This window comes from Nonomuraea pusilla (genome assembly GCF_900109355.1).
Taxonomy (GTDB): domain Bacteria; phylum Actinomycetota; class Actinomycetes; order Streptosporangiales; family Streptosporangiaceae; genus Nonomuraea; species Nonomuraea pusilla.
Genome location: NZ_FOBF01000015.1, coordinates 66,092 through 89,730, shown reverse-complemented (window position 1 = coordinate 89,730; position 23,639 = coordinate 66,092). Strand labels below are relative to the sequence as shown.

Sequence of the window (23,639 nt, the reverse complement as noted above, 5' to 3'; positions counted from 1 at the left end):
GAGAAGCGCATCGGCATATGCGATCGTCTAACTTATGGATCAGCTCGCCGCGCTGCTCGACGGCCCGCGCGCCCGAGGGGCGTTCCTGCTGCGGTCGCTGCTGACGCCGCCGTGGTCGCTGCGCATCGAGGACGAGGCGCCGCTCACGCTGGCCGCGATGGTGCGCGGCGACGCCTGGGTGGTGCCCGACGCGGGCGAGCCGGTGCGGCTCGCGCCCGGCGACGTGGCGATCCTGCGCGGGCCCGACCCGTACACGGTGGCCGACCATCCCGCCACCGGGCCGCAGGTCGTCATCCACCCGGGTCAGCGCTGCGCCACGCTCGAAGGCGAGCCGCTCCACCAGGCCATGGACCTCGGCGTACGCACCTGGGGCAACGACCCGGGCGGCGGCACCGTGCTGATCACGGGCACGTACCAGTTCGAAGGGGAGGTGAGCAGGCGGCTGCTCGACGCGCTGCCGCCGCTGCTCGTGCGCTCGGGCGACCCGGTCATCCCGCTGCTCGGCGCGGAGATCGTCAAGGACGAGCCGGGCCAGGAGGCCGTCCTCGACCGGCTGCTCGACCTGCTGCTCATCTCGGCGCTGCGGTCGTGGTTCGCCACGGGGGAGGCGCCGGCCCGCTACCGGGCGCTGGGCGACCCGGTCGTGGGACGGGCGATGCGGATGCTGCAGAACAACCCCGCCCATCGGTGGACGGTCGGCGCGCTGGCCGCCGAGGTGGGCGTCTCGCGCGCGGCGCTGGCCAGGCGGTTCACCGAGCTGGTGGGGGAGCCGCCGATGGCGTACCTCACGGAGTGGCGTCTCGCCCTGGCCGCCGACCTGCTGCGCACGCCCGACGCGACGGTCGGCTCGGTCGCGAGGAAGGTCGGCTACGGCAGCCCGTTCGCGCTGAGCGCCGCGTTCAAACGGGTGCACGGCGTCAGCCCGCAGCGCTACCGGGCGGGGGCGGCGTCGTGAGGCCCCTGCTGCTGGTGGACGTCGACGGCGTGCTCAACCCGATGGGCAGGCCGGCCCCCGACTTCCGCCGGTACCGGTGCACGCTGGGGGCCGTCACGTACACCGTGCATCTCAATCCCGCGCACGGCACCCGGCTGCTCGACCTCGCGCTCGCGACCGGCGCGGAACTGGCGTGGGCCACCACCTGGCAGCACCACGCCAACGAGTGGATCTCCCCGCGGCTCGGGCTGCCCAGGCTGCCGGTCGTCCCGATGGAGCGCAGGCGGTCGAGCGAGCACGGCGAGGCCGCGAAGACGCCGAGCGTGGCGGCGTACGCGGGGCGGCGGCCTTTCGTGTGGTTCGACGACCAGGTGTGGACGGAGGACGAGGAGTATCTCAGGGTCCATCGGGGTCTGGCGGACTTCCTGCTCGTCCGCGTCGACCCGGAGCACGGTCTGACCAGGGAACATCTGGCTCTCGCGCAGGAGTGGCTGACCCTGTCGGGGTTTTCTCAGGGTCGCTGAGGGGAGAAACCGGCGACCGGCCGTGCGTTCTCCTTACAGGTCACGAACACGGAGGGACACCATGTACCGCTCACGAGAGCACCGGATCCTGGCAGGCGTCTGCGGCGGCCTGGCGGACAAGTGGGGGCTGCCGCCCACCCTCGCCCGCATCCTGTGGCTGATCCTGTCGCTCTTCCCCGGCCCGATGTGGGTCGTCTACGTCGTCCTGTGGGTCCTGATGCCGGAGGCGCCGAAGGGCTACCGCACCTCCTGACCTCCCCGCGCCCGGGCGTGTCGGCGGCCGCCTTATCCTCGAAGGATGAGGGCAAGGCCGCTGACACTGATCCAGGACGACCTCGTCGCGTACGACGAGGCGATGGAGCGCATGAACGACCTCGTCGCGCAGCGCCAGGCCGACGCGCGACCCGACACGCTGTGGCTGCTCAGCCACCCGTCGGTCTACACGATCGGGCGCCGCACGCCGATGTCGCACCTGCCCGACCCGTCGCGCGGCATCCCGGTGGTGGAGACCGGGCGCGGCGGCCAGCTCACCTACCACGGCCCGGGGCAGCTCGTCGGCTACCTGGTGGTCAAGCTGGCGGAGGACCAGGGCATCGTCGACTACGTCCGCGAGGTGGAGCTGCGCCTGGTGGAGGCGCTCGGCAAGCTGGGCCTGCCGGCGGAGCGCCGCGACACGCCGCCGGGGTCCGAGCTGCTGACGGGCGTGTGGACGGTCGAGACCGGCAGGAAGATCATCTCGATCGGCATGCGGCAGAGCCGCGGCGTCACCAGCCACGGCTTCGCGCTCAACGTCGACGGTGATCTCGACCCGTGGAACTGGGCGGTCGCGTGCGGCATGCCCGACGTCGACATGACCTCGCTCAAGCGCGAGCTGGGCGGGGCGACGCCGTCGATGGACGAGGTCCGCACGGCGGTGGCCGCCGCCTTCGAGGCGTCCTGAGCCGGCGAGGGGGTGCGGCGACGTGCCGCGCCCCCTCGCCGTGATCGCTACCGCGGTTCGGAGGCCGGCACCTCCTCGTCGATGGTGCGGCGGGGGCCGGTGAACCAGTTCTTCGCCGACAGGCTCCACCACAGGGCGATGCCGATGAGCACCACGCCGACGGCGATCGGCGCGTAGTTCACGGACGTCCAGGTGAAGCCGGCGTCGCCGGGCACCCCGGCGGGGGAGAACGGCATGACGAAGTAGATCGACACGACGACGATCTCGACGCAGGCGATCCAGCACAGCGCCTTGTACTTGCTCCCGAGCGTCCACGGGCCGGGCTTGAACGCGTCGCCCATGCGCAGCCGCAGCCAGATCGGGATGAGGAACGCCAGGTAGAGCCCGATGACGGCGATCGACACGACGGCGTAGAACGCGACCGGCGTCTCGGTGCCCGCGGGGGCGTACAGGGCGGGCAGGGTGATCAGGGCGGCCACGACGCAGCCGCCGAGGATGGCCCAGACGGGGGTGCGGTTGCGGTCCACCTTCGACCACAGCCGCCAGCCGGGCACGGCGCCGTCGCGCGAGAACGCGTACGTCATGCGCGACATCGAGGTGACGCAGCTCATCCCGCAGAAGAACTGCCCGATCGTGGAGATCGCGAAGATCGCGGTGGCGAGCGGCGCGGACAGCGCGGTGTCGAAGATGGCGCCGACGAACCCGCCCTGCTTGTTGATCTCGTCGACGTGGGTGGCGGCGAACAGGAACGACAGGAGCAGGACCCACCCGCCGATCGCCGAGTAGAAGATCGACTGCCACAGGCCGCGGGCGGCGGTCCTGGCCGCGCCGTGCGTCTCCTCCGAGACGTGGGCGCAGGCGTCGAAGCCGGTGATCGTGTACTGGGTGAGCAGGAAGCCGAGCGGCAGTACGTACAGCCAGAACGGCAGGCCCTGGTCGCCGTCGCCGAAGCCCGAGTTGTTGATCGTCTCGGTGAAGACGAAGCCGACGCTCTGGTGGTCGGAGGGCGCGAAGACGAGGATGGCGATCACGATCGCGGCGCCCGCGACGTGCCACCAGACGGAGACGTTCTGCAGCAGCGAGATGAGCCTGTGGCTGTAGATGTTGATCAGCGCGTGCAGGACGAGGATGATCACGAAGAGCAGGAACGCCTGCGGGAGCGTGGCCTCCCAGGCCCCGCCGGTGAGCCGGTTGATGGTGATGTTGAGGAAGGTGGCGCAGCCGTAGTCCACCGAGGCGGTGACGGCGATGAGCCCGATGAGGTTGAGCCAGCCGGTGAACCAGCCGTGGATCGGCTTGCCGAGCTTGGCGGCCCACCAGTAGATGCCGCCGGCCGTCGGGTACGCCGACACCAGCTCCGACATGCAGAAACCGATGATCAGGATGAAGGCCGAGATGACCGGCCAGCCCCAGGAGATGGCGATGGGGCCGCCGTTGTTCCATGCCTGCCCGAACGTCGTGAAGCAGCCGGCCAGGATCGAGATGATGGAGAAGGAGATCGCGAAGTTGGAGAAACCGCTCCAGGTCCTGGCCAGCTCCTGCTTGTAGCCGAGCTCGGCGAGACGCCTGGAATCCTCGTCGGTGGTCATGAGGTCTCCCTGGGGGGCGTGGAGGACGCTCTATTTGGTCTACGTCTAGACCATTTCCTTCCGGGCGACAAGGCGTTACGGGTCGGTTTCGATCTCGTCAAGCGGGACGTGGGCGCCCCGGCGCGCACGTCCGGGGCGCCCACCTGCGCGAACCCTATGCGGCGAAGGCGTCGACCGTGGCCTGGCAGAAGGCCTTCAGGTCGTCCGGCTTGCGGCTGCTGACCAGCGTGTTCGGGCCCTCCGTGCAGACCACGACCTCCTTGTCCACCCATGTCGCGCCGGCGTTGCGCAGGTCGGTCCGCAGGCTCGGCCAGGACGTCACGGTACGCCCCCGGACGACGTCCGCCTCGACGAGCGTCCACGGGCCGTGGCAGATGACGGCGACCGGCTTGCCGGCGTCGAAGAAGCCGCGGACGAAACGCACCGCCTGCGGCACCGTGCGCAGGAAGTCGGGGTTGGCGACGCCGCCCGGCAGGACCAGCCCCTGGAAGTCGTCAGGGGAGACGTCGTCCACCGTGGCGTCCACGGCGAACTTGTCGCCCTTGTCCAGGTGGTTGAACGCCTGGACGCGCCCGGAGTCGGTGGAGATCAGCTTCGGCGTGGCGCCCGCCTGCTTGACCGCCTTCCACGGCTCGGTGAGCTCCACCTGCTCGGTCCCTTCGGGAGCGACGAGGAACGCGATCGTCTTGCCTTCCATCATGGGAACCCCCTTCGGAGTCGGTGTTCCCTCCCCCTATCCGGGCCTGGCGGGGGTAAGCCTGCCGGGCCGCGCGAGCGCGTGGACGGCCGCCGCGGCGGCGGCGCCGGCGGCGTACCAGAACAGGTCGGGCGGGTTGAAGGTGCTGCCGAGCACCGGCCGCAGCACCGCGGGGATGTCGCCGAGCTGGGCGAACTCGATGGCCCAGCTCAGGGCCGTCGCCGCGAGCGCCGTGACCCAGGGGCGGGTGGCGGGCCTGGCGAGGAGGATCAACGCGTAGATCAGTACCGTGTAGAGCGCGTCGCCCGCGTACTTGGCGAACGGGCCGTCGAAGGCGACGCGGACGGCGAGGCCGAGCGCCACGGTGAGGGCGGCGGCGAGCGCGACGGGCAGGCGGGGCACCGGATCACGCTAGCGCCAAGGGTACTGAAAATTTACACCGCCCAAAGAAACGAAGATGAAACAATTTTCCGCACCTCGTTGACATGCCGACTCCCTATGGTGTGCCTTCTTCTACACAGGAACCCCCCGCCTGAAGGTGAGGCACATATGAGGAAATGGTTCGCGCGCCTGGCTGCGCTGGGCATAGCAGTCTTAGTCGCGGGTCAGGCTCCAGCGGCCCTGGCGCAGGAACCGGCGGCGGGGAAGAAGGTCCTCCGGGTCGGCGCCACCCAGGCGGTGGACTCCATGAACCCGTTCCTGGCGGTCCGGGTCGTCTCGACCCAGATCCACCGCTGGATGTACGGCTTCCTCACGGTCCCCGACGTGAAGACGCTGCAGCCGAGCCCCGACCTGGCGGAGTCCTGGACCACCTCGCCCGACGGGCTCACGTGGACCTTCAAGATCCGTAGCGCGAAGTGGTCCGACGGGCAGCCCGTCACGGCCGACGACGCCGCCTGGACCTTCAACAAGATCATGACGGACGAGGCGGCCAAGACCGCCAACGGCCCCGTCGTGGAGAACTTCGAGAGCGTCACCGCCTCCGGCCAGGACCTGACGATCAAGCTCAAGTCCCCGCAGGCGTCCATGCTCGACAACCCGATCCCGATCATGCCGAAGCATGTCTGGGAGAGCGTGACCGACATGGCCAACTACGACGCCGAGAAGTACCCGACCGTCAGCAGCGGCCCGTACATCGCGGTCGAGCACAAGAAGGACCAGTACGTCAAGCTGCAGGCCAACCCGAACTACTGGCGGGGCAAGCCGAAGATCGACGAGCTGCAGGTCATCTTCTACGACAACCCGCAGGCCGCCATCGCCGGTCTGAAGAAGGGCGACATCGACCTGATCGGCCGGCTCAACCCGCCGGAGTTCCAGTCGATCCAGAACGACCCGAACATCGTCGCCTGGAACACCCAGGGCCGCCGCGCCGCGTACCTGCAGATCAACCACGGCGCCACCACCAGTGACGACAAGCCGATCGGCGACGGCCACCCCGCGCTGAAGGACCCGAAGGTCCGCCAGGCGCTCCACTACGCCATCGACAAGCAGAAGATCGTCGCCGAGGTGCAGAACGGCCTGGCCAAGCCCGCCGACGGCTCGATCATCCCGCCGATGTTCAAGGACTTCTTCTGGGAGGCCACCGGCGACGAGAAGGTCGGCTACGACCCCGCCAAGGCCAACCAGATCCTCGACGACGCCGGCTACAAGAAGGGCTCCGACGGCGTCCGCACGACGCCCGACGGCAAGCGCAAGCTGGAGTTCCGCTTCAGCATCCACACCGACACCCCGATCGAGGACAAGCTCGCCGAGTACCTGACCGGCTTCTTCAAGGAGATCGGCGTCACGCTGACCACCAAGAAGCTCGACTCCAGCAAGTTCACCGAGGAGACGGGCGTCACCGCGCTGTTCGACATCGCGATCAGCGGCTGGTCGGTCAACCCCGACCCCGAGGAGGTGCTCGCCACGCACCTGTGCAGCCGCAGGCCGAACGCGGCCGGCGAGGGCGGCGGCACCGAGTCGTTCTACTGCAACGAGACCTACGAGAAGCTCTACCAGGAGCAGCTCAAGGAGCTCGACCGGCCCAAGCGCGCCGAGCTCATCAAGAAGATGCAGGAGCAGCTCTACACCGACGCCCCCGTCATCGCCCTCTACTACACCAACGACCTGGAGGGCTACCGCAAGGACCGGATCACCAGCATCACCCCGATCCCCGAGGACAAGGGCCTGCTGTACGGCGGCAGCGGCTACTGGCCGTTCTACACCGTGGACGTCGTGGCCTCCTCCGCCGGCGGCTCCGGCGGCGACGGCGGCTCCAACACCGGCCTCATCGCCGGAGTGGTCGGCGGCGTGGTGGTCGTGGGTCTGGCCGCCTTCTTCCTGACCAGGCGGCGCAAGGGCGCCGCGGACGAGCGCGAATGACAGCACCGCTCGACGCAGCGGAGCCCGCCGTCCAGGCGGCGGGCCCCGCCGGGCGCGACGAGGAGCGCCCCTCCGGCCACGGCACGCTGCGTTACGCGCTGTCGAAGGCCGGCGGGGCGCTGTTCAGCATCGCCATGGTGATCGTTGGCACGTTCTTCGTCTTCCGGTTGCTGCCCGGCGATCCCGTACGCAACCTGGCGCAGGGCCGCAACATGACGCCCGCGCAGCTCGACCTGGAACGGCACCGGCTGGGCCTGGACAAGCCGCTGATCGACCAGTTCGTCGACTTCGTCGGCGCCACGCTGCGGCTCGACCTCGGCACCTCGTACGAGTACAAGCGGCCGGTGCTCGACCTGATCGGCGAGCGGTTCGGCCCGACCTTGCTGCTCGCGGGCACCGGCCTGATCATCGCCGTCAGCCTCGGCATCTGGCAGGGCACGCGGGCCGGCTGGCGGCGCGGCAGCCGGTTCGACCGGTTCTCCACCGGCCTGTCGCTCGTGCTGTGGTCGGTGCCGACATTCTGGCTCGGCCTGCTCCTGCTCATGGTGTTCGGCGTCGGCATCGGGCCGATCCCCGGCCTGTTCCCGACCCGCGGCATCGAGAGCGTGGACGCCCCCGACGGCTTCGCGTACCTCCTCGACGTCGGCATGCACATGGTGCTGCCGTGCCTGACCCTCGTCGCGGTCGTCTACGCGCAGTACCTGCTGGTCATGCGTTCGTCGCTGCTGGAGGAGGTCGGGCAGGACTACGTGACCACCGCCCGCGCCAAGGGCCTGCGCGACGACGAGGTGCGCCGCCGCCACGCGGTGCCGAACGCGCTGCTGCCCACGGTGACGCTGGTCTTCATGCGCATCGGCTTCGTGGTGGGCGGCGCGGTCACCGTCGAGACGATCTACAGCTGGCCCGGCCTCGGGCAGCTCTTCTACGAGGCGGTCAGGGTGCCTGACTTCACGCTCATGCAGGGCACGTTCATGCTGATCACCGTGTCGGTGATCATCATGAACACGCTGGCCGACGTGGTGTACCACTGGCTCGACCCGAGGGTGAGGTCGGCATGACGAGCGTCGCCTGGGACCGCAGGAAGCTCGCGCTCGGCCGCTTCTGGTCCGACTTCCGCCGCCAGCGCGCCGGCATGGCAGGGCTCGTGGTGCTGGCCGTCGCGGTGGTGCTGGCGCTGATCGCGCCGCTGTTCATCGACGAGAACGTGACCAGCGTGGTGACCGGCACCGGCGCCCGCTGGGCGCCGCCCAGCCTCGACGAGCCGTTCGGCACCGACGAGTCGGGCCGGTCGATCCTGCTCATGGCCTGGTGGGGCTCTCGCACGTCGCTGCTCATCGGGTTCCTCGCCGCGCTGCTCAGCATCGTGATCGGCATGGTCGTCGGCATCGCCGCCGGGCACTTCCGAGGCTGGGCCGGCGCCGCGCTCATGCGTGTCACCGACTGGTTCCTCGTGCTGCCCTCGCTGGTGACGGCGCTGGTGCTGGCCGCCATCCTGGGCGGCAGCACGTTCACCATCATCGTGGCGATCGGCGTCACCACCTGGCCGTCCACCGCCAGGCTCATCCGGGCGCAGACGCTGTCGGTCGAGGCCAGGCCGTACATCGAGCGGTCCAAGGCGCTCGGCGGCGGACACTGGCACATCACCACCAGGCACGTCCTGCCGAACGTCGCGCCGCTGCTGCTCGCCAGCACCACGCTGGAGGTGGCCAGCGCCATCGTCACGGAGTCCACGCTGGCCTTCCTCGGCGCCAGCGCCAACAAGACCTCCTGGGGGACGATGCTGCGCGGCTCGTACGACTACGGCGCCGCCACCGAGGGCGCCTGGTGGTACATCCTCATCCCCGGCCTGTGCATCCTCGCCGTCGTCATGGCGTTCACCGTGGCGGGGCGGGCGCTGGAGGCCGTGCTCAACCCGCGGCTCAGGAAGGCGGGCGCATGAGCCTGCTCGAACTCGACGACGTCTCCATCACCTACCGCATCGCCTCCGGCGACGTGCCGGCCGTGCGCGGCGTGTCGCTGTCGCTCGACGCCGGCGCCGCGCTGGGGGTCGCCGGCGAGTCGGGGTCGGGCAAGTCCACGCTCGCCATGGCGCTGCTGCGGCTCCTGCCCAGGGACGCCCGCGTCGGCGGCAGGATCCTGCTCGACGGCGAGGACGTCCTCGCCATGAAGTGGGGGCGGCTGCGCGCGGTGCGCTGGGCCGAGGCGTCGATCGTCTTCCAGGGCGCGCAGCACGGGCTCAACCCGGTGCGCAGGATCGGCGAGCAGATCGCCGAACCGCTGCTCGTGCACGACCTGGCCAAGCCAGACGGCGCCCGCAAGCGGGTGGCGGAACTGCTCGAACAGGTCGGGCTGCCGGCCTGGCGCGCGCGTAGCTACCCGCACGAGCTGTCGGGCGGCCAGCGCCAGCGCGTCATGATCGCCATGGCGCTCGCCTGCTCGCCCCGCCTCATCGTCGCCGACGAGCCCACCACGGCGCTCGACGTGATGGTGCAGGCCCAGGTCCTGGCCCTGATCAAGGACCTCGTCGCCGAGCGCGGCATCTCCCTGATCATGATCTCCCACGACCTGTCGGTGCTCGCCGACGTGTGCGACCGGCTCGCCGTCATGTACGCCGGACGCGTCGTCGAGCACGGACCCTCCCACGAGGTGTTCCGCGACGCCAGGCACCCCTACAGCAGCGCGCTGGCCGCCGCGTTCCCCACGGTCGGCGACCCGGTCTCGCGCATGGCGCCCAAGGGTCTCGGCGGCGACCCGCCCGACCCGATGGCGCTGCCGACCGGCTGCTCGTTCCACCCGCGCTGCCCGGTGGCGCTGGACGAGTGCTCGTCGCTCGACGTCGAGCTGTGGCCCGCTGGCGAGCGCAGAGCCGCCGCCTGCGTACACGTCAGGGCGAAGGAGGAGACCCCGTGACCGAGACGCAGCCGGCCGCCGACACCGCGGCCGCCACGGCGCCGGCCACCCGCCGCGCCCTGCTGGAGGCGCGCGACCTGCGCGTCGAGTTCCCCTCGCGCGGGCGCCGCGCCCGCGCCGTGGACGGCGTGAACCTCGCCGTCGGCGAGGGCGAGATCGTGGCCCTGGTCGGCGAGTCCGGCTGCGGCAAGACGACGCTCGCCCGCACCCTGCTCGGCCTCGAACGGCCCACCTCCGGCGAGGTCAGGTACGACGGCGCCGTCCTCGACCACGGCTCGAAGGCGCTGAAGGCGTACCGCAGGGAGGTGCAGCTCGTCCTGCAGGACCCGACCGGCTCGCTCAACCCCAGGCACACCGTGTACGAGGCCGTCGCGGAAGGCCCCCGCATCCACGGCCTGGCCGGCGAGCGGGAGATCGTCGCGGAAGCGCTCGCCAGGGCCGGGCTGCGCCCGCCCGAGCGATTCTTCCTGCGCTACCCGCACGAGCTGTCCGGCGGGCAGCGCCAGCGCGTCGTGATCGCCGGAGCGCTCGCGCTGAACCCCAAGGTGCTGATCGCCGACGAACCCGTGGCCTCGCTCGACGCGTCCGTACGCGGCGAGATCCTCGCCCTGATGCTCAAGCTCAGGCAGGACCTCGGGCTGTCCGCGCTGGTCGTCACCCACGACCTCGGACTCGCCTGGAACATCGCCGACCGGGTCGCGGTCATGTACCTCGGCAGGATCGTCGAGTCCGGGCCCGTCGAGCAGGTGCTGACCGCGCCGCGGCACCCGTACACGCAGGCGCTCATGTCGGTGCTGCCCGAGTCGCCGGAACGCGTGGTGCTGACCGGCGAGCCGCCCGACCCGACCCGCATCCCCGGCGGCTGCCGCTTCCACGCGCGCTGCCAGGTGCTGGCCTCGGGCCGCGCCGCGGAGGCCGGCGTGGACGCCCGCTGCAGGTCGGAGCTGCTCGACGTCCTGCCCGCCACCCCGGAGGCGCACGTCGCCTGCCACTGGGCGCGCGCCGTCGAGCCGGCCCCGGAGGGCGCCGGAGCCTGACGCCCCACCGCGCCCGGCCCGGGGCGGCTGCGGCCGGCTGGGGGCGGCGGGGCGTCAGCCGAGGTCGGCGTCGTGCACCAGGATGGCCGCCTGCACCCTGTTGGCCAGGCCCAGCTTGGCCAGCACCCGGCTGACGTGCGCCTTCACCGTGGCCTCCGACAGGCGCAGCTCGCGGCCGATCTCGGCGTTGGACAGGCCGCGGGCGACCGCCCTGACGACGTCCTCCTCGCGCCCCGTCAGGGCGGCGAGCTGCCTGCGCGCCGCCTCCGCCCGGGAGGGCGGCCGGTCCGCGTACGACAGGAGCAGCCGCCGCGTCACCGACGGCGACAGCATGGCCTGGCCGTCCGCGACCGTGCGGACGGCGGCGGCCAGCTCCCTCGGCGGCGTGTCCTTCAGCAGGAAACCGACCACGCCGAGGCGCAGCGCCTCGTGGACGTACTCGTCCAGGTCGAACGTCGTGAGCATGACGACCTTCGGCGGCTCGGTCGCGGCCAGGATCGCGGCGGCGGCGGCCAGGCCGTCGGCGCCCGGCATGCGGACGTCCATGAGCACCACGTCGGGCCGCAGCCGGGCGGCGGCCGAGACGGCCTCGCGGCCGTCGCGCGCCTCGCCGACGACCGCGATGCCGCCCGCGGCCTCCAGGATCATCCGCAGGCCCGAGCGGACCAGCGCCTCGTCGTCGGCGACCAGGACCCTGATCACGCCGGGATCCTCGCGCTGACGAGGAAGCCGCCGCCGTCCTGCCGGCTCGTGCGCAGCGTGCCGCCCAGCAGCTCGACCCGCTCCCGCAGCCCCACGAGCCCCCACCCGCCACCGGGCAGCTCGGCCCGCTCCCGCGCCCCCACCGCGCCTCCGCCGTCGTCGAGCGGCGGTCCCTCCTCCGGCGAGGTCTCCCTCCGGTCGGCCTTCGGTGGCTGGTTGCGCACCTCCACGCGCAGTTCGTCCGGCAGGTAGCGGACGAGCACCTCCGCGCCCGCGCCACCGGCGTGCTTGTGCACGTTCGTCAGAGCCTCCTGCACCACGCGGTACGCGGTGCGCTCGGCCGCCCGCCCGATCGCCCTGGGCTCGCCCTCGTCGCGCCTGCTCACCTCGACGCCGAGCGCGCGGGTGCGGTCCAGGAGGGCGTCCAGGTCGCCCAGCGTGGGCGGCGGCCGCAGCGCGGGCGTCCCGCCTGGCTCACGCAGCACGCCCAGCACCCCGCGCAGCTCCGCCAGGGCCTCCCTGCCGATCTCGCCGATCAGCGCGGCGGCCCCGGCCGTCTCCTCGTCGGCGGCGCGCAGCTCCAGCGCCCCCGCGTGCAGGACGATCAGCGACACCCGGTGCGCGACGACGTCGTGCATCTCCCTGGCGATCCGCGCCCGCTCGGCGGCCCTGGCCCGCTCAGCCCGCATGACCTGCTCGCGTTCCAGCTGCGCGGCCCGCTCCCCGGCCGCCTCGCGCACCTCGCGCCTGGCCCGTACCCACAGGCCGAGCGCCAGCGGCAGGACGATCACGGCCAGCGCGAGCAGCGCGCCGTTGCCCGGCAGGCCGGACATCACGGCGTGCAGGCCGCCGCGCCACCCGCCCACGAGCGCCGCCAGCAGGTACGCGGCCACGCCGCCCGCCACGTACGCGGCGACGTCCCTGCCCCTGCGCAGCCGCGTGCCCGCGACGTACGAGGCGGCCAGCAGCGGCGGCCAGAGCAGCAGCCACACGTACGCGGCGGCGCCGACGGCGGCGAGCGGCCACCACGACCGGCCCGCCCTGGCGGCGGCCAGCCCCGCGACGGCCGCGACCAGGAGCCGAGCGGGCAACGGCAGGTCCGCCTGCAGCCCGGCCTGCCCGGTGAGCACGGCAAGCGACAGGACGGCGACCGCCACGCCGAGAAGTCCGAACGCCATGGTCAGAAGCGTATGGGCGGACGTCTGTGGTGCTTTACGACGAAAGTCGTAACTCCCGGTAGACGTTCGCCGCTCACTGCGGGAGCCGCGACGCGGCGAGGGTGGTCGCCATGTCACCGACCACGCGGAAGACCATCCTGCGGAACCCCATGACGAAGACCCTGACGAAGACCCCCACGAACACGAAGGCCGTGACGAAGAGCGTCGCCCTGGTGCTGACCGCGCTCGCGGCCGCCGTCCACCTGACCCCTCCGGCCTCGGCCCTCGCGTCGGGGCCGGGGACGCCCGACTCCGCCGTCGAGGCCCCCCTGCGGCCCGCGCTGCCCGCTCCCACCGGGAAGGCGCTGGTGGGGACGGCGCGGCTGCACCTCGTCGACCCGGCGCGGCGCGACCCCTGGAACCGCGACGCGGCCAGGCGCGAGCTCATGGTGTCGCTCTGGTACCCGGCGGCGAAGGCGACGGGCAGGCGCGCCCCTTACGTGACCCCGCAGGAGTCCGCCGCGATCCTGGCGTCCGCGCCCGGAGGGAAGGACCTCCCTCCCGGCACGCTCACCGGGACCAGGACCCACGCCTGGCTCGACGCCCCCGTACGGTCCCCCAGGGGCGGGCTGCCCCTCGTCCTCATGTCGCCCGGCTTCAGCTTCCCCCGCGCCACCCTGACCTCCCTGGCCGAGGACCTGGCCTCCAGGGGCTACCTGGTGGCGGCGGTGGAGCACACGTACGAGTCGGTCGCCACCACGTTCCCCGACGGCCGCACGACCTCATGCCTGGCCTGCGTGCGCGGCCAGGACGGCGCGAAGGTGGCCGAGAGCAGGGTGGCCGACGTGCGGTTCGTCCTGGACGAGCTGACCAGGGGACGCTGGGGCGCGGCCGTCGACGGCGACAGGATCGCGATGGCAGGACATTCGATGGGCGGCAACACGGCGCTCCACGCGATGCGGGCCGACTCCAGGATCAAGGCGGGGGTCAACCTCGACGGCACGATCATCCCGCTGCCTTCCGGGCCGCTCGCGCGGCCGTTCATGCTGGTGGGAGCCCCGGAGACGCATGCGCCCGGCGGCACGGACGCCTCGTGGCGCACGTCGTGGCCCGGCCTGACCGGGCCGAGGCGGTGGATCACGGTGGCGGGCGCCGACCACGCGGCGTTCGTGGACCACGCGGTGCTGCGTCCGCAGCTCGGCCTGCCGGCGCAGGAGCTCGACGGCGAGCGGGCGCTGCGCGTCACCCGCGCGCACCTCGCGGCCTTCCTCGACCGGCACCTGCGGGGCGGGCGCACGCCGGAGCCGGCGTTTCCCGAGGTCGAGACGCACGGCTGAGGGGTCAGGCGGGGTAGTCCTTGAGGTCGACGGCGGTGGCGGCCCGGTGGATGGCGCCCGCGACGCGCTCGACGATCCTGTCGCGTCCCGGCAGGTGGGGGAGCAGCCGGATCATCCTGAGCTGGAACCACAGGGCGAGCCGGGAGGCGATGACCATGCCCTTGAGGTTGGAGGGGGCGAGCGCCTGGTTCGCCTCAGCGAACGGCCGCATCACGCGCTCGTAGCCCTCGACGCCGCCGCCGGAGGCCAGCTCGCCCGCCAGCACGTACGCGCCGACGAGCGCCAGGCTGGTGCCCTGGCCCGAGGCGGGGGAGGCGCAGTGGGCGGCGTCGCCGACGAGCACCGCCCGCCCCTTCGACCAGCGGTCCATGTGGATCTGGGTGAGCGCGTCGAAGTAGAGGTCGTCGGCGTCGCGCGCCGCGGCGAGCAGCGCGGGCACCTGCCAGCCCATCCCCGCCATGGCCTCGGCCAGCAGCTCCTTCTGCCGGGGGAGGTCGCGGTGGTCGTACGACAGCGCGGGTGATCTCCACATGAACAGCGCCTTGGCCCCCGCGTCGCCCTTGGTGCGGTAGACGTTCGCGGTGCGTCCTGGCGCGGCGTGCACGGCCTCCTCGCGGTCCAGGCCGAGCAGGTCGGGCACCGAGCAGATCGCGACGTGGTGACCGAGGTGGCGGGCGTACGCCGATTCCTCGCCGAAGGCGATCGCCCGCACGGTGGAGTGCGCGCCGTCGGCGCCGACGACCAGGTCGAAGCGGCGCGGGGCGGAGCGCTCGAAGGTGACGGTGCCGTCGTCGGCGATGCCGGTGACGGAGTCGCCGAAGACGTACTCGACCTCGTCGCGGGTCAGGTCGTAGAGCAGCTCGTTCAGGTCGCCCCGCATGATCTCGACGTCGTCGCCCTGCCGCCCGCCGAACAGCGCCGCGTCCATGGTCGCGACCTGCCTGCCCCGGGCGTCGTAGTGCCGGACGACGCGCATGTCCGTGCTCCTCGCGCGGACGGCGTCCATGAGCCCCATGCGCTCGATCACCTGGAGCGCGGCTCCCCGGATGTCCACCTTGTAGCCGCCGGTGCGGAGGGCGGGCGCGCGCTCGACGACGGTCGGGGTGAAGCCGTGGCGGCGCAGCCAGTACGCGAGGGCGGCGCCGGCGACGCCGGCGCCGGAGATGAGGATGCTCTTCGTCATGCCCGGAACGGTACAGACGTCTAAGACGCTTGTCTAGTACGGAAATCTCAGACGCTCGTGCTAATGTCTGGGCATGGGAAACCGCGAAGACCTGCTGGCCGGAGCCAAGCGCTGCCTGATGGAGAAGGGCTACTCGCGCACGACGGCGCGCGACATCGTCAACGCGTCGGGCGTGAGCCTCGCGGCCATCGGCTACCACTTCAAGTCGAAGGAGGCGCTGATGAACGAGGTGCTCTTCGAGGCGATGCGGGAGTGGGGCGACGACCTGGGGGCCACGCTGGCCGCCGACGTCGATCCGGCGGCGACGCCGCTGGAGCGGTTCGAGGCGGCCTGGGACCGCGTGATCGAGTCGTTCACGCGGCTGAGGCCGCTGTGGCTCACCCAGTTCGAGCTGCTCGGGCAGATCGACCACCTGCCCGAGGTGCGCGAGCAGCTCGTACGGGGCGTCCAGGAGGCGCGGCTGGGCCTGGCCGAGCTGTTCGCCGGCGTCGATCCGGAGGCCGACCCCGAACGGGCCAGGCTCACGGGCGCGTTCTACCAGGCGGTGCTGACCGGGTTCCTGTCCCAGTGGCTCCTCGACCCGGACAGCGCGCTGACGGGCCGCGAGGTGGCCGCGGCCCTACGCGCGGCGGCGGAGCACTAGACGGCACTGAATGACGTTGACCGCCTCGGGGGGCGGGCTAGAAGGCGCTGATGGTGGCGGGGGCGCGTTCGGTCCTGCTCAGCGCCCTGATCACGGCGGTGGCGCCGTGGCGGTGCACGGCGAGCCTGGCGAGCAGCTCCACCACCGGGTCGACCACGGAAGGCGGCAGCGCCGGGGTCTCCACGCCCACGCTCGACGCCAGGTCGTCGGAGTGGACGACGAGCTCCATCACCCGGGTGAGCAGGAAGTCGTCGAGCCGCAGCGACCAGCCCGTCCAGGGCAGGTGCACGACGCGGTCCTCGGGCTCGGCGGGCAGCGCCCGCGCGAGCTCGTCGAGCAGGGCGCGGGTGCGATCCAGCAGGGCGTCGGGGCCGCTCGCGGCGGCGGCCTCGCCGCCCCTGCGTACGCTGACGTTGCTCTCGTGGTCGAGCCCCGCCTGCACCCAGGGGGAGCGCGAGTAGTGGTCGAGCAGCGGGACGGGTTCCCGCGCGCCCTCGGCCGCCAGCGCGTCGGCCACCCTGACGATCTGGTGGGCGAGGTGCACGGCGAGTCCCCCGACGCTGAACTCGGTCAGGGCGCTCGGCTTCTCCCAGGCGGCCGCCACGGCCGGGTCGCCCAGCAGGGCCACCGCGGACCGCGCCGCCACCAGATAGGACTCCCTGATCTCCCCCATGTGCCGACCTTTCCGACTTCAGGTGGTAATTCGCGCCAAGACTATCCCTCCGACTATCAGCGTGAGCGCCGCCGCCCTGCCCACGGAGACGGGGTCGCCGTGCAGCACGATGCCGAGCCCGATCGCCCCCACCGCCCCGATGCCGGTGAACACCGCGTACGCGGTGCCGACCGGCAGGGTGTTCATCGCCTGCGACAGCAGCCAGACCGCCGCCGCCATGAGGGCGAGGCAGACCAGCGTGGGCACGGGCCTGGTGAAGTTCTGCGTCGGCTTGATGCTCTGCGACCAGGCCACCTCCACGAGCCCGGCCAGGATCAGGACCGCCCAGCTCACCGCGCCACCTCCTGCGCCGCCGCCACCCGCACCACGTCGTCCAGGGCCGTGGCCAGCGACTCCTCGTGCCGCTCCCGCAGGTGCGCGAGCGCCGGGTCGATGCGGGCGTTGACCAGCTCGGCGTGGACGAACGTGACGTCCTCCACCCCGAAGTGCCCCTTGAAGAAGTCGCGCAGGTAGCGCTCCTGGTGGTCGATGGCCTCGCGCGGGGTGCCGGGGCCGTACGCGCCGCCTCGGGCGCCGGTCACCACGAACGAGCGGCCGGCGAGCGACATGCGAGGGAAGGTGATCTGGTCGATCCACGCCTTGAGCGACGACGGGATCGAGTAGTTGTACATCGGCGTGCCGATCAGCACGACGTCGGCCGCCACCACCTCGTCGAGCAGCGGCTTGACGATCTCCCAGGCGGCCCGCCGGGCGGGCGTGCGCGCCGCCTCCTCGTAGCGGGAGATGTCGGTGATCTGGTGGGCCATGACGTGGTCGCACAGCTCGGTCCAGGCTTCACCGATGTGGGGGACGGGGTCGGCGGCGAGGTCGCGGTGGACGTAGGCGGCGCCGGGGTGGGCGGCCCGCCAGGTCTCGGCGTACAGGGCTGAGAGCCTGCGGGAGAAGGAGGCCCGCCGGGCGCTGGCGTCCAGGTGCAGCAGCATGGTCGTCTCCATGGGCAATAGGTGGACACGATGTCCGCTTAAGCGTAACCGGACATCGTGTCCACCTACAATGGGCGGCATGGAGAGAGCCGACGCGGCACGCAACCGCGCGAGGATCCTGGAGGCGGCGTCCCGGCTGTTCGCCGAACGCCCTCCGCAGGACGTCACCATGGACGACATCGCCAAGGCCGCGGGCGTCGGCCGGGGCACGCTCTACCGCCGCTACCCCGACCGGGCCTCCATCGCGGTGGCGCTGCTCGACGAGCACGAGCGGGCGCTGCAGGAGCGGCTGCTGCGCGGCGACCCGCCGCTCGGGCCCGGCGCGCCGCCCGCCGCGCGCCTCGCCGCCTTCTACGCGGCCATGGTGGAGCTGCTGGAGGACCACCGCCACCTGGTGCTGGGCACGGAGGTGGGCCGCTCCAGGTTCGAGACCGGCGCGTACGGGTTCTGGCGGGCGCACGTACGCGCCCTGATCGTCGCGGCCGGGGCGCCCGATCCCGACGCCCTGGTCGAGCCGCTGCTCGCGCCGCTCGCCCCCGACGTGTACGGCCGGCAGCGCGAGGCCCTGGGCCTGACCCCGGAGCGGATCACGGCGGCCCTGACCCGCCTCGCCGCCCTGCTGGCCTGACGCCGGAGTGGATCAGGGCCGTCCCGGCCCGCCGGTGGGCTCGGATCAGGTCAGGATCTTCCTGATGGCCGACCTGATGAACGTGCGCGTCAGCGTGCCCCTGCGGAACCTGCTCAGCCTCGGCGGCTCCTCCCCGTACCTGCGGGCCCGCACGTCGGCCACGACGACCTCGGGCGCGTCCAGCTCGGGCAGCACGTCCAGCGCCTCCCGCTTGGTGATCAGGCGGCCGTCCCGCAGCGTCACCGCGGCCCTGGCCACCGTCACCATGCCGAGGTCCACCCAGATCTCCCGCAGCCAGTACCTGCGGGCGCGCGTGTGGGCCAGCCAGAAGTCCCGCAGGTCCGAGCGGACGAACGCGGCCAGCTCGTCGTCCGTCACCGGCGGCAGCAGGGCGGCGGGCGGCGGCCCGTACAGCTCCAGCCCGCCCAGGTGCAGCTCGCGGCGGGTCACGGCGGTGACCGGGCGGCGGAAGAGCCGCTCGTGCGCCCACGTCACGTGCTCGGCGCCGAGCCCGGCCAGCTCCTCCCTCGCCAGGTACGAGCAGTGCAGCCGCTCCGCCAGCGGCGGGTCGAGCGACCGGTGCAGGCGTTTGAGCCGCCGCCACTGGTCCATCGTGACGGGCGTCTCCAGCACGGCGATCAGGTCCAGGTCGCTGCGACCCGGACGGTAGTCGCCCAGCGCGAGCGAGCCGTGCGCCCACAGCGCCACCAGGGGGACCGCCGGCTTCAGTCCGTCGAGGAACCGGCTGAGAAGGAGTTCGGTCGCCGCGTGCATGATGGTCACTATGATCCACGCGCGCCTTCAGGGGAAGTCGCGTCGATCACTCCCCGGCGGCCTGCTCGGAAAACGACCGAGCGGAGTTCTGTTGTCGCGTGCATGATGGCTCTTATGATCGACACGCAGCTTCGGGGGAGGGTCGCGCTGGTCACCGGCGCCAACCACGGCATCGGCGCGGCCACGGCCGTCGCCCTCGCGGCCCAGGGCGTAGCCGTCTTCCTCACCTACAAGCGGCTCGAAGCCGTCAACCACCGCGCCTACCCCGAGGCGTACGACCGGGCCAGGGGCGCGGGCGCCGACGAGGTGCTGCGGCGCGTCCGCGAGGCGGGCGGCACCGCCGTGGCCGCCGAGGCCGACCTGACCGCCCCAGGCGCCCCCGAGGACCTGTTCGACCAGGCGGAGCAGGCGCTCGGGCCGGTGGAGATCCTCGTGAACAACGCGAGCGGCTGGCTCAGCGACACGTTCTCGCCGAGCCACCACGATCACTTCGGCCGCCCGCTCAGGCGGCTGGACGCCGAGACGTTCGACCGGCAGTTCGCCGTGGACGCCCGCGCCGCCGCGCTGCTGATCGCCGAGTTCGCCAGGCGGCACATCGAGCGCGGCGCGCGCTGGGGCCGCATCATCGGCCTCACCTCGGGCGGCCCCGACGGCTTCCCCACCGAGGTCTCGTACGGCGCGGCCAAGGCCGCCCAGGAGAACTACACCATGTCGGCCGCGTACGAGCTGGGCCAGTACGGCGTCACCGCCAACATGGTCTACCCGGCCGCCACCGACACCGGCTGGGTGAACCAGGAGGTGGAGCGCGCGGTCGTGGCGAACAGCCCGCTGCGGCACGTCGGCCGGCCCGAGGACGTCGCCGACCTGATCACGTTCCTCGCCTCGGAGCAGGCCAGGTGCGTGACGGGCCAGCGCGTCAGGCTGCACTGACGGCGGGCGTCCGCCTCCACGCCTACACGGTGTCGAACAGGGAGCTCACCGACTCGCCGTCGTGGATGCGTCGCATGGCGTCGGCCAGGGCGGGGGCGATCGACAGGACGGTGAGCTTGTCGCTCGGCTTGGGCGGCGGCACGGTGTTGGTGCAGACGATCTCCTCGACCTCGGGGACGGCGCTCAGCCGCTCCACGGCCCCGCCGGAGAACAGGCCGTGCGTACAGGCCACCCGGACGGTCCGCGCGCCCCGCTCGCGCAGCCGCTGGAGCAGCTCGATGACGGTGCTGCCCTTGGCGATCTCGTCGTCGATGACGATGACGTCCTTGCCGGAGACGTCGCCGATGATCGAGGAGATCACCACGCGGTCGTCGCTGAAGCGCTGCTTGGCGCCCATCGCGACGTCGGTGCCGAGCATCCGGGCGAAGTGGGCGGCCTCCTTGGCGCCGCCGAGGTCGGGCGAGACGACGACCGTGTTCGACAGGTCGTACCTGCGGAAGTGCGCGGCCAGCTCGCGCAGCGCGTGCAGGTGGTCGACGGGGACGCTGAAGAAGCCGTGCACCTGCGGCGAGTGCAGCGTCATGGTGAGCACCCTGCTCGCGCCGGCGGCCACGAGCAGGTCGGCCACGAGTCTCCCGCCGATCGAGATGCGGGGGGCGTCCTTCTTGTCGCTCCTGGCGTAGGCGTAGTGCGGCATCACGACGGTGATCCTGGCGGCGGACGCCCCTCGCGCGGCGTCGAGCATGAGCAGCAGCTCGACCAGGTGCTCCTGCGTCGGCGGGATGAGCGGCTGGATGAGGAAGACGTCGCGCTCGCGGCAGTTGGCCTGGAGCTGGACCTGGATCACGTCGTTCGCGAACCGGTCGATCCTGACCGGGTGGAGCGGCGTGCCGAGGTGGGCGCAGATCTCCTCGGCCAGCTCAGGATGGGCGCTGCCGCTGAAAACGGTGATGTCTCGCACTTTCCCAGAGCATAGCCCGGCCGCCCCGGCCACCACCTTGGCAGGGGGTGGTGGGCGTGGTGCGGCTCAGGCCAGGAGGTCGGGGGTGAGGGCGTCGAGGCCGGGCAGGACGCGCCAGGCGAGGGCGAGCGCGTCGGGCGCGGGCGGGTAGCGCGGGTGGGGCACCGCGATCACCCGCATCCCGGCGGCGTACGCGGAGCGCAGGCCGTTGCTGGAGTCCTCGATCGCCACGCAGTCCTTGGGGTAGATCTCCAGGCGGCGGGCCGCCTCCAGGTACCCGTCGGGGGCGGGCTTGCCGCGGCCCACCTCCTCGGTGGAGACGGTGGTGACGAAGTACTCGCGCAGTCCCGACTCGTCCAGGACGACGTCGATGAGCGCGTGCGGCGACGAGCTGGCGAGCCCGAGCGTGTAGTGGGCGGCGAGCCGCCGCACGGTCTCGCGGGCGCCGGGCATGAGGGGCATCTCCAGCCGGTAGCGGTCGGCCATCTCCTCGATCACGGCCCGCGCGATCTGGTCGGCCGGCATCGCGACGCCCAGTTCGTGCAGGTACGCGGCCCACTCGGGGGTGCTCATGCCCATGAGCCTGGACTGCGTGTCGGGTTGCCAAGTACCGCCGTGCTCGGCGACGAACTCCCGCCGCACCTCCTCCCAGACCGGCTCGGAGTCGACGAGCACGCCGTCGAGGTCGAACACGCAGGCTTCCATGGGCATCACTTCCTGGTGAGGTCCGGGGGTCCAGCCAATCACATGCCCCGATACGAGGGAGAAACCACCCCACGTCCGTATTGCCCGAGATTCATGCTGTTCCTGTGGTTTGTTGGGCTTTTCACGCTTAATGTCCGGGAAGGAGAGCGGGCATGCGGAACCTTCCACTTCACGACCAGGGCGACGCCGACACCGTCGCCGACGCCGAGCGGGGCTTCGTCGCCGCGCTCACCCCCGGCGTCGTCACGACCGCCGACGGCCGCGTCATCTGGGACGCCGACTCCTACGCCTTCCTCCGGCAGGAGTGCCCGCCCACCGCCCATCCCGGCCTCTGGCGCCACGCCCGGCTCTGCTCCCGCCAGGGCCTGTACGAGGTCACGGAGGGCGTCTACCAGGTCCGCGGCCTCGACCTGGCCAACATGACCCTGGTCGAGGGCGACGAGGGCGTCGTCGTGATCGACCCGCTGGGCTCGACCGAGTGCGCGCGCGCCGCGCTCGGCCTCTACCGTGCGCACCGCGGCCCCCGCCCCGTCACCGGCGTCGTCCACACCCACTCCCACGTCGACCACTTCGGCGGCGTACGCGGCGTCACCGGCGGCGGCGTGCCGATCGTGGCCCCGGCCGGCTTCCTGGAGCACGTCATCGCCGAGCACGTCCACGCCGGCCCCGCCACGGCCCGCAGGTCCGTCTACGCGAACGGCACCGCCCTCGACCGCGACCCCTCCGGCCAGATCGGCACCGGCCTCGGCCTCGCGCTCTCCACCGGCACGGTCTCGCTCATCCCGCCCACCGTGGCCGTCGACCGTACCGGCCAGGAGGAGACGATCGACGGGGTCAGGATCGTCTTCCAGCTCACGCCCGGCACCGCGGCGCCCACCGGGATGAACCTCCACCTGCCCGGCCGGTCCGCGCTGTTCCTGGCCGACAACGCCACCCGCGCCCTGCACGACGTCCTCGGACCGCGCGGCGCGCCCGTCGGCGACGCCCGCGCCTGGTCCCGCCACCTCGACGAGGCCGCCGCGCTCTTCGCCGGCCGCTCCGACGTGGCGCTCGCCTCCCACCACTGGCCCACCTGGGGCCGCGACCGCATCGTCGCGCTGCTGTCGGCCCACCGCGACCTGTACGCCTACCTGCACGACCAGACGCTGCGCCTGATGAACAGCGGGCTCACCGGCACCGAGATCGCCGAGGCGCTGCCGCTGCCGCCCGAGCTGGAGCGCGCCGCGTGCACGCGCGGCCTCCACGGCACGGCCGTCCACACCGTCAAGGCCGTCTACCAGCGCTACCTCGGCTGGTACGACGGCAACCCCGCGCACCTGTGGGAGCACCCGCCGAGGGAGAGCGCCACCAGGTACGTCGAGTGCCTCGGAGGCGGCGCCGCCGTCGTCGCCCACGCCAGGCGCTACGCCGAGGCGGGCGACCTGCGCTTCGCCGCCCAGCTGCTCAACCAGGCGGTCTTCGCCGACGAGGGCAACAAGGAAGCCCGCGACCTGCTCGCCGAGGTCTACACCCGGCTCGGCCACGCCGTGGAGAGCGGCGCCTGGCGCGACTGCTACCTCACCGGCGCGAAGGAACTGGTGGAGGGCATAGCCCCGGCGGCGCCGTACGCGGTGCCGACCGAGGTGCTCGCCGCGATGAGCGTCGAGCAGGTCTTCGACCTGATCGCGAGCAGGGTGAACGGCCCGCGGGCGTGGCGCGAACGGCTGTCCGTCGACTGGTACCTGCCGGACCTGGGGGAGCGGCACCGCACCACGCTCTCCAACGGCGCGCTGATCCACCAGGCCACCCCGCCGGACGAGCCCGCCGACCTCACGCTGAAGCTGACCAAGGCCCAGCTCGTGGGCCTGCTGGCGGGCAGGAACGTCGAGGGGGTCGAGCGCGAGGGCGACACGACGGCGCTGAAACGGCTGGTCGCGGTGCTCGACCCGCCGCTGAACGGCTTCGCGGTGGTGACGCCGTGACCCCGCCAGG

Annotated in this window: 26 protein-coding genes; 14 read left to right on the top strand and 12 right to left on the bottom strand. The window is 72.3% G+C overall.

Annotation, left to right across the window (positions count from 1 at the left end; all coding sequences use genetic code 11):
- Positions 1-34 precede the first annotated feature (34 nt).
- From BMX74_RS27800 to lipB, 4 genes are all read left to right on the top strand, one after another.
- On the top strand, positions 35-955 hold the full coding sequence (locus BMX74_RS27800; protein WP_091103660.1) for an AraC family transcriptional regulator: 921 nt from the start codon (positions 35-37) through the stop codon (positions 953-955).
- Positions 952-1,458: an HAD domain-containing protein gene (locus tag BMX74_RS27795; protein WP_236714852.1), complete on the top strand. Its 507-nt coding sequence runs from the start codon at positions 952-954 to the stop codon at positions 1,456-1,458. Before BMX74_RS27800 ends, BMX74_RS27795 begins: the two co-directional genes overlap by 4 nt.
- Before the next feature lie 61 nt (positions 1,459-1,519).
- Positions 1,520-1,711, top strand: a complete 192-nt coding sequence (locus tag BMX74_RS27790) for a PspC domain-containing protein (RefSeq protein WP_091103658.1) — start codon at positions 1,520-1,522, stop codon at positions 1,709-1,711.
- Positions 1,712-1,756: 45 nt separating this feature from the next.
- Positions 1,757-2,398 carry a lipoyl(octanoyl) transferase LipB gene (gene lipB, locus BMX74_RS27785; RefSeq protein WP_055504859.1) on the top strand — a complete coding sequence of 214 codons (642 nt, stop codon included), beginning with the start codon at positions 1,757-1,759 and terminating at the stop codon, positions 2,396-2,398.
- Positions 2,399-2,445: 47 nt separating this feature from the next.
- Here lipB and BMX74_RS27780 read toward each other — a convergent pair whose 3' ends face one another.
- The 3 genes from BMX74_RS27780 to BMX74_RS27770 all read right to left on the bottom strand — a co-directional run bounded on the left by BMX74_RS27780 (position 2,446) and on the right by BMX74_RS27770 (position 5,086).
- A complete protein-coding gene (locus tag BMX74_RS27780; RefSeq protein WP_055504860.1) occupies positions 2,446-3,987 on the bottom strand; it encodes an amino acid permease in 1,542 nt (513 codons plus the stop codon).
- A gap of 154 nt (positions 3,988-4,141) precedes the next feature.
- Entirely contained in the window at positions 4,142-4,687 is a 546-nt protein-coding gene (locus tag BMX74_RS27775) for a type 1 glutamine amidotransferase domain-containing protein (RefSeq protein WP_091103657.1), read from the bottom strand.
- Positions 4,688-4,720: 33 nt separating this feature from the next.
- Complete coding sequence (locus BMX74_RS27770) at positions 4,721-5,086, bottom strand: ribosomal maturation YjgA family protein (RefSeq protein ID WP_091103655.1); 366 nt, start codon at positions 5,084-5,086, stop codon at positions 4,721-4,723.
- A 147-nt stretch (positions 5,087-5,233) separates the two neighbouring features.
- Here BMX74_RS27770 and BMX74_RS27765 point away from each other — a divergent pair, with 147 nt between their 5' ends.
- From BMX74_RS27765 to BMX74_RS27745, 5 genes are read left to right on the top strand one after another with little or no spacing between them, the layout of a single operon-like run.
- On the top strand, positions 5,234-7,045 hold the full coding sequence (locus BMX74_RS27765) for an ABC transporter substrate-binding protein (protein ID WP_055504863.1): 1,812 nt from the start codon (positions 5,234-5,236) through the stop codon (positions 7,043-7,045).
- Positions 7,042-8,103, top strand: a complete 1,062-nt coding sequence (locus tag BMX74_RS27760; protein ID WP_091103653.1) for an ABC transporter permease — start codon at positions 7,042-7,044, stop codon at positions 8,101-8,103. The genes BMX74_RS27765 and BMX74_RS27760 overlap by 4 nt, the downstream gene beginning before the upstream one ends.
- The gene (locus tag BMX74_RS27755; protein ID WP_091103652.1) at positions 8,100-8,984 is read left to right on the top strand and encodes an ABC transporter permease; all 885 of its coding nucleotides are present in this window, start codon (positions 8,100-8,102) and stop codon (positions 8,982-8,984) included. The genes BMX74_RS27760 and BMX74_RS27755 overlap by 4 nt, the downstream gene beginning before the upstream one ends.
- Positions 8,981-9,955: an ABC transporter ATP-binding protein gene (locus tag BMX74_RS27750; protein WP_055504865.1), complete on the top strand. Its 975-nt coding sequence runs from the start codon at positions 8,981-8,983 to the stop codon at positions 9,953-9,955. Before BMX74_RS27755 ends, BMX74_RS27750 begins: the two co-directional genes overlap by 4 nt.
- Positions 9,952-10,992, top strand: a complete 1,041-nt coding sequence (locus BMX74_RS27745) for an ABC transporter ATP-binding protein (RefSeq protein ID WP_091103651.1) — start codon at positions 9,952-9,954, stop codon at positions 10,990-10,992. Before BMX74_RS27750 ends, BMX74_RS27745 begins: the two co-directional genes overlap by 4 nt.
- 54 nt (positions 10,993-11,046) lie before the next feature.
- Here the strand turns inward: BMX74_RS27745 and BMX74_RS27740 are convergent, their stop codons facing one another.
- Both BMX74_RS27740 and BMX74_RS27735 read right to left on the bottom strand, forming a co-directional pair.
- Positions 11,047-11,694 carry a response regulator gene (locus tag BMX74_RS27740; RefSeq protein ID WP_055504866.1) on the bottom strand — a complete coding sequence of 216 codons (648 nt, stop codon included), beginning with the start codon at positions 11,692-11,694 and terminating at the stop codon, positions 11,047-11,049.
- Positions 11,691-12,872, bottom strand: a complete 1,182-nt coding sequence (locus tag BMX74_RS27735) for a sensor histidine kinase (protein ID WP_055504867.1) — start codon at positions 12,870-12,872, stop codon at positions 11,691-11,693. Before BMX74_RS27735 ends, BMX74_RS27740 begins: the two co-directional genes overlap by 4 nt.
- 149 nt (positions 12,873-13,021) lie before the next feature.
- Here BMX74_RS27735 and BMX74_RS27730 point away from each other — a divergent pair, with 149 nt between their 5' ends.
- Positions 13,022-14,188: an alpha/beta hydrolase family protein gene (locus BMX74_RS27730; RefSeq protein ID WP_177227536.1), complete on the top strand. Its 1,167-nt coding sequence runs from the start codon at positions 13,022-13,024 to the stop codon at positions 14,186-14,188.
- Between the two features lie 4 nt (positions 14,189-14,192).
- Here BMX74_RS27730 and BMX74_RS27725 read toward each other — a convergent pair whose 3' ends face one another.
- Positions 14,193-15,371, bottom strand: coding sequence for an FAD-dependent monooxygenase (locus BMX74_RS27725; protein WP_055504869.1), 1,179 nt, complete (start codon positions 15,369-15,371; stop codon positions 14,193-14,195).
- 73 nt (positions 15,372-15,444) lie between these two features.
- Here BMX74_RS27725 and BMX74_RS27720 point away from each other — a divergent pair, with 73 nt between their 5' ends.
- The gene (locus BMX74_RS27720) at positions 15,445-16,014 is read left to right on the top strand and encodes a TetR/AcrR family transcriptional regulator (protein ID WP_091103648.1); all 570 of its coding nucleotides are present in this window, start codon (positions 15,445-15,447) and stop codon (positions 16,012-16,014) included.
- A 37-nt stretch (positions 16,015-16,051) separates the two neighbouring features.
- On the opposite strand, the gene BMX74_RS27715 is transcribed toward BMX74_RS27720, so the two are convergent.
- From BMX74_RS27715 to BMX74_RS27705, 3 genes are read right to left on the bottom strand one after another with little or no spacing between them, the layout of a single operon-like run.
- Positions 16,052-16,687, bottom strand: coding sequence for a maleylpyruvate isomerase N-terminal domain-containing protein (locus BMX74_RS27715; protein WP_091103646.1), 636 nt, complete (start codon positions 16,685-16,687; stop codon positions 16,052-16,054).
- Positions 16,688-16,705: 18 nt separating this feature from the next.
- Entirely contained in the window at positions 16,706-17,020 is a 315-nt protein-coding gene (locus BMX74_RS27710; RefSeq protein WP_055504872.1) for a DMT family transporter, read from the bottom strand.
- A complete protein-coding gene (locus BMX74_RS27705) occupies positions 17,017-17,670 on the bottom strand; it encodes an FMN-dependent NADH-azoreductase (protein WP_091103793.1) in 654 nt (217 codons plus the stop codon). Before BMX74_RS27705 ends, BMX74_RS27710 begins: the two co-directional genes overlap by 4 nt.
- A gap of 79 nt (positions 17,671-17,749) precedes the next feature.
- Here BMX74_RS27705 and BMX74_RS27700 point away from each other — a divergent pair, with 79 nt between their 5' ends.
- Positions 17,750-18,298 (top strand): helix-turn-helix domain-containing protein, encoded by a 549-nt coding sequence (locus tag BMX74_RS27700; RefSeq protein WP_082535233.1) that lies wholly within the window; start codon positions 17,750-17,752, stop codon positions 18,296-18,298.
- A 45-nt stretch (positions 18,299-18,343) separates the two neighbouring features.
- Here BMX74_RS27700 and BMX74_RS27695 read toward each other — a convergent pair whose 3' ends face one another.
- A complete protein-coding gene (locus BMX74_RS27695; RefSeq protein ID WP_055505422.1) occupies positions 18,344-19,072 on the bottom strand; it encodes a nucleotidyltransferase domain-containing protein in 729 nt (242 codons plus the stop codon).
- Positions 19,073-19,186: 114 nt separating this feature from the next.
- Between BMX74_RS27695 and BMX74_RS27690 the strand changes: the two genes are divergently transcribed.
- Positions 19,187-20,002: an SDR family NAD(P)-dependent oxidoreductase gene (locus BMX74_RS27690; protein ID WP_055504875.1), complete on the top strand. Its 816-nt coding sequence runs from the start codon at positions 19,187-19,189 to the stop codon at positions 20,000-20,002.
- Between the two features lie 22 nt (positions 20,003-20,024).
- On the opposite strand, the gene BMX74_RS27685 is transcribed toward BMX74_RS27690, so the two are convergent.
- Both BMX74_RS27685 and BMX74_RS27680 read right to left on the bottom strand, forming a co-directional pair.
- Positions 20,025-20,963 (bottom strand): ribose-phosphate diphosphokinase, encoded by a 939-nt coding sequence (locus BMX74_RS27685; protein ID WP_055504876.1) that lies wholly within the window; start codon positions 20,961-20,963, stop codon positions 20,025-20,027.
- Positions 20,964-21,029: 66 nt separating this feature from the next.
- On the bottom strand, positions 21,030-21,668 hold the full coding sequence (locus BMX74_RS27680) for an HAD family hydrolase (protein ID WP_236714853.1): 639 nt from the start codon (positions 21,666-21,668) through the stop codon (positions 21,030-21,032).
- Positions 21,669-21,820: 152 nt separating this feature from the next.
- Here BMX74_RS27680 and BMX74_RS27675 point away from each other — a divergent pair, with 152 nt between their 5' ends.
- A complete protein-coding gene (locus BMX74_RS27675; RefSeq protein ID WP_055504878.1) occupies positions 21,821-23,629 on the top strand; it encodes an alkyl/aryl-sulfatase in 1,809 nt (602 codons plus the stop codon).
- The last annotated feature ends 10 nt before the right edge of the window (positions 23,630-23,639 follow it).